Below are 14,400 nucleotides of genomic sequence, written 5' to 3'. Positions count from 1 at the left end.
AGAAATCAAATCGGATTTTTATCCGATTTTTTTTATTTATAAAATATAAAACGAATTAAAAAAATAATATAAAAAGTTATATAAAAAAAGCAGGTTTAACCTGCTTTTTTTATTTTTTAAGTAAATAAATAGAGAAAGTACAATCTGATATCTTTTCTTCTTCTATTGAAAAATCTATTGAAGTAAAGACTATTCTCGTATTTTTACCTATATCATATGTTAACTTTTTATCAAGGGTACCAATATTTTTGTTATTTTCATATAAATCATAAAAGTAGTCATATAAATCTATATTAATGCCATGCTGGTTTATTTTAGTCCCTTCAATCCATAGATCATACATTTTGTTGTATCCTTTTATGTTTATTTCTTCTCCTTCATAATCATGATAAAAAGAGAAATATTCTATATTTTCATCTTCATAATATTCTTCATCTCCAAAATCAGTGAATTCATATGTTTCTTTAAACTTAAATCCATATAAATTTTCTGTATCAGTTTTTTCTATAATACTTTTTACAAAGTCTGATTTTTTTCCAGCTGAATGTACAAGATATTGATGACTGCTTTGTATTATTTGTTTATCTTCATCACTTAGGTTGTTTGATTTTACTATTTCGTTTCCCTTTAACATATCATTTTTTTTAAGAACACTTATAAGCCTTGATTCTTGATTAAAGTTTGAAATATTATAAATGTTAAGGGGTGATATGGTAAAGATAAATATTATAACAGCAGCTATTAAAAACGGATATTTTATGTTTTTTTTCATAATTGAATTAACAAGGAAAATTATTCCTATAATCATAAACATAAGTGATAATACCCTTGTTTCAGTAAGACCGTAAGCATTTAATCTTATATATATAAATATAAGCTGAGTTATTATTATTGGTATCATTAAATAACCGCCATATTGTTTATATAACATACTGTATTTATCTTCTTCATTTAAAAGATTTAAATATAGGAATACAAAACCAAGTAAAGCGAGAGAGGCAAATATATTTATTTCTCCCACAGGTAAGTTTAATGTAATTATGATTTTAAGAATATAAACATATAGTATTCCAATAAGAACGATAAATAGAGGTAATAAAATATTTTTGACTATTACTTTATAAAATTTAGGGATAATTATTTCACTGTCTTTTTTCGGTATTGAAGCTAAAATTAAACTTATATTAACAAATATAAAACATAATTTAGCTAAAATTATATAAATATATATTGTTTCCATTGGTAAAATAAGTACACTAAATGCGGTTATGCAAACTGCCATACCAATAAATAAAATCGTAGATATAAATCCGCTTATTGTGACACTTTTTATTAGATGTGAAAAAAGAGTTTTTTCATTTTCTTTGTTATATAAAAAATATATTGATAAACATATAGTTATTAAAATAAAACTATAATATACTAGATTAAGTCGATTATATTCATAAAATGTTACATAATATAAATTAAAAACCCTTTCTTGAGGTAATCTATACATAACAACAGACCAAAAAACAGAAACAATCAAAGATATTATAAAAGATACAATATTTTTCTTTTTATTTGAATAAATCTTTTTATTCACTATAAATATATTTACAAGAATAGATATAAAAATACCTATAAAAAATCCATAATATAAAGAATAATGTTTAATATTAAGAAAATCTAAATCTAAAAGAAAAGTAGCAATTAGATAAAATAACAAGAAAATAAATGTTGAACAAAATCTTGTATAACTTTCTTTTAATCTCAGGTTAAAAGACTGTAAATTCACTTTCATAATAATTCCCTCCTTAAATTATGTTAATTATATCAGTAATAAATGTTTAAATTTCGTATTTAATAAATACTTAATTAAAAGTTAATATTTAAAATTTAATTAAACTTTATTTTTAGAATTATAAAAATATAAAGTTAATATTTTATTGACCACTTATGATAATTTGATTAAAATATACAAAAGGGGAAAGACAATGAAAGAAAAAAACAATAATAAACTAAATGACTCAGAAAAATTAAAAGAATATTTTTCATCTGAAGAAGATGATTTTTATGCTGAATATACTCTATCTAATAATAAACAAAATGATCCTCATAAAAATATAGAACAAAATAGTGAAAAAAATAAAGAAGTTGATGAGTTTTTTGATGAAGTAGAGAAAGAGGAAAGAGAAGAGGTTCTTGAAAAGACGAATAATTTATCTGATAAAAAAAATATATTTTCTAATATAAAGGTTAGTAAAAAAGCTACTATTTTTGCTGTTATTTTTATTGTTCTTGCTTCTTTTGTATGTTATTTTACTCAAAACTTAGGAAGTAGTGAAGATAAAATAAAAAATTATTTAGATGTTATATTTGTAAAAGATAGTGAAAACACTTATGAAAAATATCTTTCTTCAAATACAAATGAACATATAAGTGGATTTGACAGTGATTTAAGAGAAATAAAAAAAGACTTTACAGATATGGTCATAGGTTCTTCCGTGCAAAATAATCTTAGTGAATCAGAAATAAATACAATGTTATTAAATACACTTAAAAACGTAGATTATAAAGTTAATAGTGTTGATGTAATTGGAAGCAGTGCAAAAATAAATATAACCTTATATGTCCCTGACTATGAAGATATTTTTATTTTGGCTATTAACGAAACAATTAATCAAAATCAGTCGTCGCAGCTTAGTGATGAGGAATATCTTGTAAAACTTATAGAAAACTACAACCAATTAACTGAGAGTAATATCAATAAAACAAGTGATATTTCTTTTAACCTAACTTTTACAAAAAGCGAAGGAATTTGGCATTGCAGCGATACATATAATTTAACAAATAAACTTTTTAGCCGTGTTAACTCAGGTGTAAATAATGCTTATTTGGATGTTGTAAATCGTATAGAATTTTAAAGTAATAAAAAAACAGACACTTTTATGTCTGTTTTTTATGTATCTAATTTAGCATAATAAAGCATGTTTGTGTCGGTATCAAATATTGAAATTATGAAATTATATGAATAAGCATTCTTTAAATATGTATCGTCTGTTTTATCTTTTGCGTCTTCGCTTGTGTTATAAAAATAATAATATCCGTTTTTAATAGGCGGGATAAGTTTATTTCCATCTTCATCGGTTATAAAAGGGGAATAACCGTTATTACCATAAACAATATTATTTATATTTTCCCTTAAAGGAAGTTTTTTCCAATCTTTATTAGTTTCAATCTCTTTTAAAATGTCCTTCGTATCTTTAATTTCAAAAGCATAAAAATCTTCTCCGTCACCGTTAAAACTCGATTTTCTTTCCTTTTTTGTTATAAGACTTATGTTTTCACTTTTCACATTATTTAAACCGATGTTACTAAAAATGCTTTGGTCACTATTCTTTGAACATCCAAAAACTGAAACAATCAAAAGAAGTAAAATAACAATAAATATCTTTTTCATTCTTAATTCCTCTTTTAAAATATGTATAATTTATAAAAAAGCTCAAAGACAATAAAATGACTTTGAGCTAAAATATGTAATGTTATTTATATAAATATTCTTTAAATTCGTTGTCGCTTTCATTTTCACATACAGCTGCAATAACTCCGGGACCTGTATGAGCACCGATTGCGCAGCCAATGTAACTTATAACAACTTCTTTAACATTGTATTTTTCTTTTAATACATTCGCAAGTTCTTTTGCTTCTTCTTCTCTATCTCCATGTACAACCCCGATAATTTGGTTTTCAAGGTCTTTTCCTCTTTTTCCAATTTCCTCTATTATCTTATTGACAGCTTTTTTTCTTCCTCTAACTTTTGCATATGCAACAAGAGAACCGTTTTCGTCAATTTCAATCATTGGTTTTATGTTAAGCCCTCCGCCAACAACGTAAGATAATTTTGAAAGTCTACCACCTTTGTATAAATAATCAAGTGTTTCAACAGTTACAATGTGTTCCATGTGTTTACAGAAATGTTTAGCTGCTTTTATAATTGTTTCTTTGTCTGCACCGTTTCTTTGCATTAATAAAAGTTTATAAACGGGAATACCAAATCCTAAAGATGCACATTTCGTATCTATAATTGTAATTTTAAAATCAGGATAAGTTTCAAGAAGTTCTTCTTTTGCAAGATGCGCTGCATTAAAAGTTCCTGCTATTCCTGTTGAAAAGCACATATATAAAACTTCATCACCGTTTTTTGCATAAGGTTCAAAGTTTCTTTTGAACATTTCACTGTTTATGTGGTAAGTTTTAATATCTTTTGTTTTATCTTCTAAAATGCTGTAAAAGTCTTTGGGAAAAATTGTTTCGCCATCAAAATAGTCTTTTTCATTTATAACAACGGGGGTTGGAATTACGTGTAAATTAAATTCATCTATTATATATTGTGGAATATCACTTGCTGAATCTGTAATAATTTTAAAAGCCATATTATCCTCCAATTTCTTATTTATATATAATAACTATACTATATATTATATTTTTTTTCAAAATATTAATGAAATTTTAATGTAGGGAAATGTTTTATATAATATATATTTATTGTTTTCATTATATATATAAAAATTGTAATATAATAGGGAAAAATTTCCTTTTTATCAATATTTTATATATTTTAATTTATTTTTTTATTTCAATCAATTTTCTGTATGGTATAATTAAGAAAATATTTACGATTAAATGGGAGGTATGTTTTGAATAAGGATTTAATAATAGGGTCCGTATTGCATGATTTGGGGAAATTCATTATGAGGAGTACAAACGAAAAAACAAATCATTCTCTTTTAGGTTATAATTATTTAAAAGAAAAAGGAATTACAAATGATAAGATTTTAAATTCTGTTTTGTACCATCATAAGAATAAAATTACAAATGCAAATTTAACAAATGATGATTTTTCATATATAACATATGTTTGTGATAACATTTCATCTGCCATAGACAGAAGAAAAAAAGATGATGGAAATATTGAGTTTGGATATGATAAAAAAGCTCCACTTATGAATATTTTTAATCTGTTAAATACAAATAAGAATAACATTAAGAGTGCTTTTAATGTTTCTGATATTGATATAAAAAAAGATATTTTTTTGCCTAAAGATATTGAAAAGGCTAGAAATTTAACCGATAAATATGATTATTCGAAAGCCTTTGAATATTTTGATAAAAATTTTGAATATATTACAAACAATGATATTAACGTAAATTCTTTATTACAACTTATTGAAAGTACATTTTCCTTTATCCCTGCTTCCACTGATAAAAACGGAATAAATGACGTATCTCTTTATTCACATTCAAAACTTACTGCCGCAATAGCCGGTTGTTTTTTTGATTATTTTAACTTTAAAGGAATAACAGATTATAAAAAATGTTGTTTTAGTGAAGAAGAAAATATATACAGTGAAAAAACAATGATTCTTTTAAGCGGTGACTTATCGGGTATACAAGATTTTATTTTTAATATTTCTTCAAAAGGAGCTTTAAGGTCAATTAAAGGTCGTTCTTTCTATCTTGAAATTGAAATGGAAAACATAATAGATGAAATGTTAAATTATCTTGATTTGTCAAGAGCAAATCTCCTTTATAACGGGGGAGGTCATTTTTATATGCTTCTTGCAAACACAAAGGAAACAAAAGATAAAATAAAATATCTTCAAAACAAAATTAATTCTTATTTTTTAAGAAAATATTACATATATTTATATATTGCCTTTGGATATAGTGAATGTTCTGCTAATGAATTAATTAATATAAACAGTAATGATACCTTATCTAAAATATATAAAAATGCAGGTTATGAAATTTCAAAAGATAAAATAAATAGATACAAAAATACTTTAGATGAATTGTTTAATGATAACAGTAAGTATATTAATAATGATTTAGATTTAAGAGAATGCAGTGTGTGTAAAAGGTCTTATAAAGATTTACACGAAAATGAAGATCTTGGAAATATGGTATGTGAAAGCTGTGAAAGTATGTATAAACTTGGAGAGGGAATATTCAGAGTTGATACGATGAAAGATGAAATGCTTTTTAGTATATCAAACAAAAAAGATAAAGATTCTTTGATTAGTTTATTTTCTCTTGATGGTGAAAATTATTTATACTTAAAGAATAAAAATGAATTTATTAATGATATCAATAATAACCAGATTATAAGAGGATATTCAATAAATAATCCAATAATAGGGCTTAAATACTGCGTAAATATTTGGATGGGTAATTATACCAGATTCAAAGGTAAGAGCTTATATTCATTCTCTGATTTATCTAAAAGAAGTATTGGTATAAATAGGCTTGGAGTTCTAAGAATGGACGTTGACGACCTTGGAAGTGCATTCATAAAAGGATTTGATAAAGAAGAGGAAGATAAATACAAATACGCTACAATATCCCGTTTTCAAAGCTTGTCTTCAATGCTTTCAATGTTTTTTAAGTTCTATCTAAATAAAATAGCAGGTTATAAAGACACAAAGTTATATTTTACAAATAAAGATTTTCTTAAAAATATTTCAATAATATATGCAGGAGGAGATGATCTTTTTATTGTTGGAGCATGGAATGAAGTATTGGATCTTTCAATAAATATAAGACAGTATTTCAAAATATTCTCTAATGACAGGTTAAGCATAAGTGCAGGTTTTGGAATGTACGATGCAAATCTTCCTATAAATAATATGGCAAGTTTAAGCGCAAATTTGCTTGAAATATCTAAGGAAAACACAAAAGACAGCATTACATTATTTGATGAAAACAATGTATATAAGTGGGATGAATTTATTAATGATATTTATGGAAATTTGTATTTAAAATTTAACAAATATTGTTTCTTTGATGAAGATGAAAAAAATAAAGATAAAATATATTTAGGTAACGGATTTTTATATAAACTATTAAACTTACTTAAAAATAGTAAGGAAAGTATAAATCTTGCGAGAATTTCTTATGCTCTTGCAATGATTGAACCTAAAAATTTAGCACAAAGAGAAAACTATAATAATTTTACAAATTTAATTATAGATAATATTAACAGTAAAGAAAACATTAAAAAACTTATTACAACAATAATTTTAATTATCTACTTAAACAGGGAAAGAGAGGAATAAAATGAGCAGAGAAGATATAAAAAGAGCAGAAGTTCTTATAAATAAAGCACTTGAAAAAAGAATGCTACCGACAACTACTCAGCTTAGAAAGATTTTTTCACAAATAAATAATTTGAAAAATACATATGAAATGGAAAAGTTGAACGGTAATATTGTTGATGGAAAATTAAGCGATAAAATTCTTGATGATTTAGAATATTTAAAAATGCAGGTTGCTTACCAGTGCGGAAGAGCAAAAAAAGAAAGAGGTAATAATTTAAGCCGTTTTATTGTAGATTTAAAACATTACAATTCAAAAGGTAAACAATTAAATTTCTTAGAATATTTAAGCATAATAAAAACAGTAGAAGATATGAATAAATTTTTTGATTATGCTGAAGCTTTAATTGCTTATCAAAAATTTTATGGAAGAGACAAGTAGGAGGGTAAAATGAATAAGTTATACGCAAAAATAATGTTTAAAGGAAGTTTAGATATATTAACAGGGCTTCACATAGGAGGAAGCGATGATTTTGCGGCAATTGGTGCTATTGATAATTCTGTAATAAAAGATTCAATAACAAATTTACCTATAATTCCCGGAAGCTCATTAAAAGGAAAGTTAAGATATCTTCTTTCAAGAATAAAAAGTGAAAATTATGTTTTAAATAAAATTGATGATGAAGATATTACCATAAAAAGACTTTTTGGAAGCGGTAATTCAAATAATCAAATAGTGTCATCAAGACTTCAATTTTTTGATTTAAAGTTAAATGAAGAAAATGCCGAAATGCTTAAAAATGCCGATACGGATTTATATGTAACAGAAGCGAAATTTGAAAATACAATTGATAGAATTACAGCGGTTGCAAACCCAAGACAAATTGAACGTGTTCCTGCCGGTGCAAAATTTGATTTTAAGCTTATTTATAATGTTGAAAGTATTGATGAATTTGAAGAGGATATGAAAAACTTAAAAGATAGTTTTGATATTCTTGAAATGGATTATCTTGGAGGAAATGGTACAAGAGGATACGGAAGAGTAAAAATAAACATTGAAAATGAAGATATAATGTTTGCAACAAAGGAAAACGAAGAAAAAATAAAATCTATTATTGAAAATGTGTTTTAAGGTGAACTATGAACTATTATATTTATAAACTTAAGTTTGTAACGCCTGTTCGTTTTGGTGTTACAAAAGGAAATATAACAAATGACAATTCTTCTGATTTTACTTCGGACCAGATTTTTGCAAGTATTTTTAATGAATATGTAAATCTATATAGTATAGATAAAGCGAAAAAACTCCTTAATGATTTTTATATAAGCGATTTGTTTCCTTTTATGGAAGATAAACTTTATCTTCCAAAGCCTATTATGATATTTGATAGTTTAGTGGAAAATAAGAATAAAGACAGAAAAATAGGTAAGAAAATAAAATATATTCAAATAAATGTATTTAATGAATATATTAATGATTTAAAAAACGGTAATGATCTTTTGAAATATAAACTTACTAAACCATTTTTTAAAGAGGTTTATCAAACAAAGTATAATTTTTCAAAAGAGCAGACTCCTTACACTGTTTCTGGAATACAGTTTTATAAAAACTGTGGTTTATATTTTATTGTTTCTTTTAAGGATGAAATAAAAGAAGAATTTGATAATGTTATAAGAAGCCTATCTTTTAGCGGTATAGGGGGTAAAAAATCAAGTGGGTACGGCAAATTTGAAATAGATGAAATAATAAAACCAAGTTTAGATATAATAAACAGCTTAAATTCAAATTGTAAATATAAAATGCTTTTATCTAGTGTTATTCCAACTGATGAAGAAGTTATGATGCTTAAAACTTCAAATAGTTTTTATTCCGTTATTTCAAGAAGCGGATTTTCTGTCGTAAACGGGAATATGGTAAAAAAGAAAACAACATCAATGTTAAAAAGCGGCTCATGTATAGATTTTGATATTAAAGGGCAGATAAAGGAAGTAAATAAAGAAAATGTAAGAAGTATTTATAGATATGCGAAAGCACTAAAATGGGGGATAGAATAATGAAGTCTGATTATGTAAATTTCACACTAAATTGTAAAGTTATGTCTCCTTTATTTATAGGAAGTGGTGAAAGTATAAATAAACTTGATTATCTGCTTGATAAGAATGATGTTGTTTTTATTGATAAAAGAAAACTTGTAAAATATTTTAAAGAGATAGAATGTTTAAATGAATTTAATAAATTTTTACTACAAAATGATAAGGCTTCTTTAAAGGAATTTTTTGATATTTTAATAAAAAGGGGAATCATAAATAAAATAGATTATTCATTAATTGAAAAAAGCAGGGCTAAATATTATAAAAACAAGATTTCAAAAACAAATCTAAATGAAATAGATTTATTTATTAAAGATATTGACAGTAACCCTTATATACCTGGAAGCAGTTTGAAAGGAGCTTTTAGAACAGTTCTTGAAAGCTACATACTAAATAATTCAAATAAAGCATTAAATGATTTTAAAGTAAATCCAAAAGCTGTAAAGAATTATTTATTAAAAGAAGATGATTTGCAGATTATGAGCGGAGTTATGATTTCCGATTCTAATAAAATACAAAAAGATTCTATACAGGTTTTACAAAGAGAAGATTATAGTTATAAAAAGAGAACATCAAATACTATAAGTAATTTTAAAGAATTCATAAAAGAAGGAAATATGTTTTCTTTCAGTGTTACTTTGGATAAAGCAAAAACCAATCTTTTATATGAAAAATACGGTATAAGTTTAAAATCAAAAGAAGATTTCTTAAATATATTAAAAGATGGTTTTGAACTTTATTTAAATGCTTTAAAAATAGGAAATAAAGAAGAAGTTTTTTTACCTAATTATAATAATAACAATGCTTTATTTGTTATTGGGGGAATGGTAGGTTATCATTCAAAAAGCATTTTAAAAGGTGCGTATGAGGGGGATGAATTAATAGAAAAAACAAAGGAAGCGATACATAAAAAAGCAAGAAATCCTAAAATGAAAAAGATTAGCGAACACATAAATGATAAAAATTACAGTCCAAGAACACTTAAAGTCGTAACAAACGAAAAGGGAACAAGGCTTTGCGGAATAGTAGAGGTTTTATAATGATTTCAAGATTAACCATAAAAATTAAAAAAGAAGAGGGGTTTCCTCTTTTTTATAACAATGCACCGTTGTTTCATGGGTATATTATGGAAACATGTAAAAAAGAATATGCGGACTTTTTACATCTTCAAGGTTTAAAACCTTATTCTCAAAATGTTTTTATGCTTAACGATGAATATATTTGGCAGATAAACACATTAAATGAAGAAGCAAGAGAAAATATTATCTTGCCACTAATCGAAAGATTAAACAAAGATGGATTTATTAATATTACTTATAAAGACCATAAATACATTCCATATGAATATAATTTAAAAGAAATAAAAGATTTAAACGAATATATAAATTCTTTTTATAAAGAAGAAAAAAGCAGGGTAATAAAAGTAAAATTTGTAACTCCCACAAGTTTTAAATCTTTTGGAAAAAATGTTTTTGTTCCGGATATAAGGCTTATAGTAAAAAGTATGGTAAACAAGGCTGATTCATTTTTACCTGTTACTTTAAAAGATGAAGAAACAATGGAAAGTTTAATAAATAATATTTCACTAAAGGATTTTAACATTAAAAGTACTATGTTTAAATCCAGTGATGTTGGAATAAAATCATTTATAGGTAACGTAAGTTTTTATGTAAAAGGTCCAAAACCTTTGTTAAGTCTTACTCATTTGCTTTTTGATTTTGCATCTTATGCAGGTATAGGTGTTAAGTCTCCTCAGGGGATGGGGTGTATAAAAATGTTGTTATAGGGGTTTTACCCCTAAGACCCCACCAAATATTTGCTCGCCCAAATATTTGGATAAAAGGGCGCCACTGCGTGGAGCTTTTACGCAACAAGATTTCCTTGAAAAAACTGCTCTATTTTTACGGATACAAGAGTGTTACTTTAATTAAATTTTAAACTTAGTTTGAAAATAAACATTTATTATGAATAATATAAAATAGTATTTTTATTATGGTTATTAAATGTAATAAATTTTTGTCTTTTTAAATTCAAGTTCCATATTCATATTATTAAAATATGTTTTTTATTTTTTTGAAAAATAGACATAAAAAAAATAAGAGGAATAGTAAGTTATCCTCTTATTTTTAATAAGTTATGTAAAACGATTTTTATAAAATTATACAAGAACAAAGTTTTATTTTTATAATTATTTTATTTTATATTTCGTTTTTAAAAAATTTATCATATTAATATATTTATCATATGCTCCTTTTTCATTTTTTTTATCCATCATTTCAACACATGGTAAAATGTATTTATTATATAATTGATCATATATTTCAACCTTGTTAGGTTCCATATCAATGCATTTTATAATTTTTGGAGCTGTTATATAATAGTCTTTAATTTCCTCATCTTTTTTTTGTTCTTTCATATAACCATCTCTTAAAGATCTCATCATTGTCAATTCATGACAATCATCTTTCAGATTTCTCATTTCTACGCAGGCAGTTGTAAGATAACATAATGATCCGCTGCTACTATCTGGTTTGAATTTTGTACACTTTGCGGCATAGTCAATATCTGTCCATGAATGATAATATTTACACCAAAATTGACCGAACTCATTCCAGTCATCTTCAAAATAATAACATATTTGACATGTTTTAGCCATTTTATCTCTCCTTCATTTTAATTTAAAAATATATATTATTCATTTTTAGGAAACCAAATATCATTGTATATTGATATTATTTTTTGATGCCAAATTTGTTCTGTTTGTAATTCCATGCTCATATCACTTCTTAATGCGCTTTTTATTAATCCACTTAATTTCCCAGAGTTCCTGTCCATTTCTTTCATATTATTATTATAGTTTGCTTTACTCATACCCCAAAATTGAAAATTAAAAATATTTCCATTAATTATAATCATATGTTGAAAATATGATATTGGTGGATTAGGATGAGAGATAATAATGCATGGCATTTTTTTTCCGAATAAACCTCCGGTACTTATTTCATCAATTTTAATATCAATAGGAATTGATTTATTTTCTGCTATATGTTTAATTGTTGTTACAATCGTATCTATATCCCATCCATCAGCTTGTATTGGACCTATAATTTCTCCTCTGTAATCGTTCATTTTTTTCATAATACATTCCTCCTTGAAATCAATATCATACCTTAAGTATAGCACCCCCCCCCAGTTAGTCAATGCTAACATTGGTTTTTTATGAAAAAAAGTGAATAATTTTATAAATTATAATAATAAATTAATTGTATATATAATAAAGGTTAAAATGAACATATTATACAATAATGAAGTTTTTAAACTATCAGGGAAATATCTTATTGTAGATTTTTAATTCAGATTTCTATATTGTAAATGAATTAATATATTGATAAAATAAAACATACAGTATAAGATATATAGAAATAATATAAATTCCTATAACAGGGACGAAAACGTGTTTTTTAGAATTGTGTTGATTTTATTTTTGATGTATAAAAATAATCCCTATAGTAGGGACGAAAATACTATACTTTTAACTTATGTACTTCGATATTAATGAAAAATCCCTATAAAAGGGACTTTATAGTTATGTATTAAATATTTATATATTGTAAATTAATTAATATATTTATAAAATAAACGTATATGATTATATATGTTTTGTTTTAATCTCTAAAAAGAGACGAATATATCTATTATCCTTTTCTTTAAGGTGTATAATAGCAATAAAAAATCTCTACAAAAGGGACGAAATCGTGTCTTTTTGTGCAGTTTTAATTGCTGCGTAATTTAAATAATCCCTATAAAAGGGACGAGAACCACCAAAGATATATCTTTTATCCTTAAGTGTTTTCCAAAACAATCCCTATTGCAGGGACGCTACAATGGAGGAATTTATGAAAAAAATTTTATTTACACCAATAGGAGGAACAGACCCTATAAGAGGGTCTTATGATGGTGCTTTTATACATATTTCAAGAGTGTTTAAACCTGATAAAGTTTATATGTATCTTTCAAAGGAAATGGTTGAAAAGGAAGAATCAGACCATAGATACACTAAAACTCTTGAACTTCTTTCAAAACATATAGAAAAAAACATAGAATACGAACTTATTAAAAGACCAAATCTTGTTGATGTTCATATTTTTGATGACTTTTTTGATGAATTTAAAGAAATAATAAAAAGAATCAGAAAAGAAAATCCTGAGAGTGAAATATATGTAAATGTATCTTCGGGTTCTCCTGCAATGAAAAGCTCTGTTCAGATTTTATCTGTTCTTGGGGAAGAAAACCTCATTCCAATACAAGTTTCTACCCCAGTAAAAAGAATGAACGATGGAATGGAAAAAGATTATGATGTTGAATTAATGTGGGAATGTAATATAGATAACGAGGAAAACTTTGAAAATAGATGTAAGAAATCTAAAAAAAGAAACCTTGCTTTTTAAATTAAAGCAGATATTATAAAGGAGCAAATAAGAAAATATAATTATTCTTCTGCGATAGATATCGCAAATGGTTCAAAAGAGTTTATAAGCGATAAATTTATGGACTTGTTAAATGGGGCATATAGAAGACTTCAGCTTGACTTTGCAAATATGACAAGGTATATTTCAAAATATAACGAACATTTTCTTCCTATAAATAGAAGAGAAGACAGAGATATTATAGAATATCTTTTATCATTAAAAATTAAAATCGAAAAAAAAGAGTATGCTGATTTTATTAGAGCGATTTCTCCATTGTTTTTGGAAATCAGTATAAAAATATTTGAAAAGTATTCCGGATTAAATATTGATGATTATACATTTATGGACGATGAAATAAAAAAATGGTCTGACGGAAAATTAAGAAACGGGGACAGCCGTGTTTTAGATACAATAAACGGTCCTAATGCTTTAAACGGTAAGTTTAATACTACGGACACATTAAAAAGTGTTCATTTTAAATTTTTAATTGATGGATTTTGCACTAATGATGCTGTGAAAGATAAGATAAACGAAGTAAGAGATGTAGAAAGTAAAGTCAGAAACACAGCAGCTCATCAAATTAAATCAGTAACAGATGAATATGTAAAACAAACTACAGGATATACGTCAAATGAAGTATTTAATATGATTGTAGACTTATTAAAATATACTGATATTCCTTTTAGTAAAGAATATTTAAACAGTTATGATGAAATGAACAAAAAAATAATAGATGAACTTTAAAAAAAGCAGGCTGACCTGCT

The 14,400-nt window shown here is 25.2% G+C and carries 12 protein-coding genes and 1 pseudogene; 8 read left to right on the top strand and 5 right to left on the bottom strand.

Features of this window, described 5'->3' with window-relative positions:
• Positions 1-109: 109 nt before the first annotated feature.
• Positions 110-1,783 carry a DUF4153 domain-containing protein gene (locus V2W16_RS01985; protein ID WP_329380561.1) on the bottom strand — a complete coding sequence of 558 codons (1,674 nt, stop codon included), beginning with the start codon at positions 1,781-1,783 and terminating at the stop codon, positions 110-112.
• Between the two features lie 193 nt (positions 1,784-1,976).
• Between V2W16_RS01985 and V2W16_RS01980 the strand changes: the two genes are divergently transcribed.
• Positions 1,977-2,906, top strand: a complete 930-nt coding sequence (locus V2W16_RS01980) for a hypothetical protein (protein ID WP_329380558.1) — start codon at positions 1,977-1,979, stop codon at positions 2,904-2,906.
• 35 nt (positions 2,907-2,941) lie between these two features.
• Here the strand turns inward: V2W16_RS01980 and V2W16_RS01975 are convergent, their stop codons facing one another.
• Both V2W16_RS01975 and V2W16_RS01970 read right to left on the bottom strand, forming a co-directional pair.
• Entirely contained in the window at positions 2,942-3,442 is a 501-nt protein-coding gene (locus tag V2W16_RS01975; protein ID WP_329380555.1) for a hypothetical protein, read from the bottom strand.
• An 82-nt stretch (positions 3,443-3,524) separates the two neighbouring features.
• Positions 3,525-4,415 carry a DegV family protein gene (locus tag V2W16_RS01970; protein WP_329380552.1) on the bottom strand — a complete coding sequence of 297 codons (891 nt, stop codon included), beginning with the start codon at positions 4,413-4,415 and terminating at the stop codon, positions 3,525-3,527.
• 264 nt (positions 4,416-4,679) lie between these two features.
• Between V2W16_RS01970 and cas10 the strand changes: the two genes are divergently transcribed.
• From cas10 to cas6, 6 genes are read left to right on the top strand one after another with little or no spacing between them, the layout of a single operon-like run.
• Positions 4,680-7,097 (top strand): type III-A CRISPR-associated protein Cas10/Csm1, encoded by a 2,418-nt coding sequence (gene cas10, locus V2W16_RS01965; protein WP_329380549.1) that lies wholly within the window; start codon positions 4,680-4,682, stop codon positions 7,095-7,097.
• Between the two features lies 1 nt (position 7,098).
• Positions 7,099-7,518, top strand: coding sequence for a type III-A CRISPR-associated protein Csm2 (gene csm2, locus V2W16_RS01960; protein WP_329380546.1), 420 nt, complete (start codon positions 7,099-7,101; stop codon positions 7,516-7,518).
• Between the two features lie 9 nt (positions 7,519-7,527).
• A complete protein-coding gene (gene csm3 / locus V2W16_RS01955; protein WP_329380543.1) occupies positions 7,528-8,208 on the top strand; it encodes a type III-A CRISPR-associated RAMP protein Csm3 in 681 nt (226 codons plus the stop codon).
• A gap of 8 nt (positions 8,209-8,216) precedes the next feature.
• Complete coding sequence (gene csm4, locus V2W16_RS01950; protein WP_329380541.1) at positions 8,217-9,131, top strand: type III-A CRISPR-associated RAMP protein Csm4; 915 nt, start codon at positions 8,217-8,219, stop codon at positions 9,129-9,131.
• Positions 9,131-10,207 carry a type III-A CRISPR-associated RAMP protein Csm5 gene (gene csm5 / locus V2W16_RS01945; RefSeq protein ID WP_329380537.1) on the top strand — a complete coding sequence of 359 codons (1,077 nt, stop codon included), beginning with the start codon at positions 9,131-9,133 and terminating at the stop codon, positions 10,205-10,207. The genes csm4 and csm5 overlap by 1 nt, the downstream gene beginning before the upstream one ends.
• Positions 10,207-10,953, top strand: coding sequence for a CRISPR system precrRNA processing endoribonuclease RAMP protein Cas6 (gene cas6 / locus V2W16_RS01940; protein ID WP_329380535.1), 747 nt, complete (start codon positions 10,207-10,209; stop codon positions 10,951-10,953). The genes csm5 and cas6 overlap by 1 nt, the downstream gene beginning before the upstream one ends.
• 402 nt (positions 10,954-11,355) lie before the next feature.
• Here cas6 and V2W16_RS01935 read toward each other — a convergent pair whose 3' ends face one another.
• Complete coding sequence (locus tag V2W16_RS01935) at positions 11,356-11,823, bottom strand: hypothetical protein (RefSeq protein WP_329380532.1); 468 nt, start codon at positions 11,821-11,823, stop codon at positions 11,356-11,358.
• Between the two features lie 35 nt (positions 11,824-11,858).
• Complete coding sequence (locus V2W16_RS01930) at positions 11,859-12,305, bottom strand: hypothetical protein (protein ID WP_329380529.1); 447 nt, start codon at positions 12,303-12,305, stop codon at positions 11,859-11,861.
• 746 nt (positions 12,306-13,051) lie between these two features.
• On the opposite strand from V2W16_RS01930, the pseudogene csm6 reads away from it, so the two are divergent.
• Positions 13,052-14,380: pseudogene (csm6, locus tag V2W16_RS01925) on the top strand (type III-A CRISPR-associated CARF protein Csm6).
• The last annotated feature ends 20 nt before the right edge of the window (positions 14,381-14,400 follow it).

Origin of the sequence: Anaerofustis butyriciformans (genome assembly GCF_036289385.1) — a bacterium.
Classification (GTDB): Bacteria; Bacillota; Clostridia; order Eubacteriales; family Anaerofustaceae; genus Anaerofustis; species Anaerofustis butyriciformans.
Note: the sequence above shows the minus strand (reverse complement) of the source record. Positions and strands in the feature narration are given on the sequence as shown.

Excerpts from the sequence above, each read along its gene's own strand:
- V2W16_RS01975 (WP_329380555.1), bottom strand. The coding sequence starts at position 3,442 with ATGAAAAAGATATTTATTGTTATTTTACTTCTTTTGATTGTTTCAGTT.
- csm2 (WP_329380546.1), top strand. The coding sequence starts at position 7,099 with ATGAGCAGAGAAGATATAAAAAGAGCAGAAGTTCTTATAAATAAAGCA.
- V2W16_RS01985 (WP_329380561.1), bottom strand. The coding sequence starts at position 1,783 with ATGAAAGTGAATTTACAGTCTTTTAACCTGAGATTAAAAGAAAGTTAT.
- csm3 (WP_329380543.1), top strand. The coding sequence starts at position 7,528 with ATGAATAAGTTATACGCAAAAATAATGTTTAAAGGAAGTTTAGATATA.
- csm4 (WP_329380541.1), top strand. The coding sequence starts at position 8,217 with ATGAACTATTATATTTATAAACTTAAGTTTGTAACGCCTGTTCGTTTT.
- V2W16_RS01930 (WP_329380529.1), bottom strand. The coding sequence starts at position 12,305 with ATGAAAAAAATGAACGATTACAGAGGAGAAATTATAGGTCCAATACAA.
- V2W16_RS01970 (WP_329380552.1), bottom strand. The coding sequence starts at position 4,415 with ATGGCTTTTAAAATTATTACAGATTCAGCAAGTGATATTCCACAATAT.
- V2W16_RS01935 (WP_329380532.1), bottom strand. The coding sequence starts at position 11,823 with ATGGCTAAAACATGTCAAATATGTTATTATTTTGAAGATGACTGGAAT.
- V2W16_RS01980 (WP_329380558.1), top strand. The coding sequence starts at position 1,977 with ATGAAAGAAAAAAACAATAATAAACTAAATGACTCAGAAAAATTAAAA.
- csm5 (WP_329380537.1), top strand. The coding sequence starts at position 9,131 with ATGAAGTCTGATTATGTAAATTTCACACTAAATTGTAAAGTTATGTCT.
- cas6 (WP_329380535.1), top strand. The coding sequence starts at position 10,207 with ATGATTTCAAGATTAACCATAAAAATTAAAAAAGAAGAGGGGTTTCCT.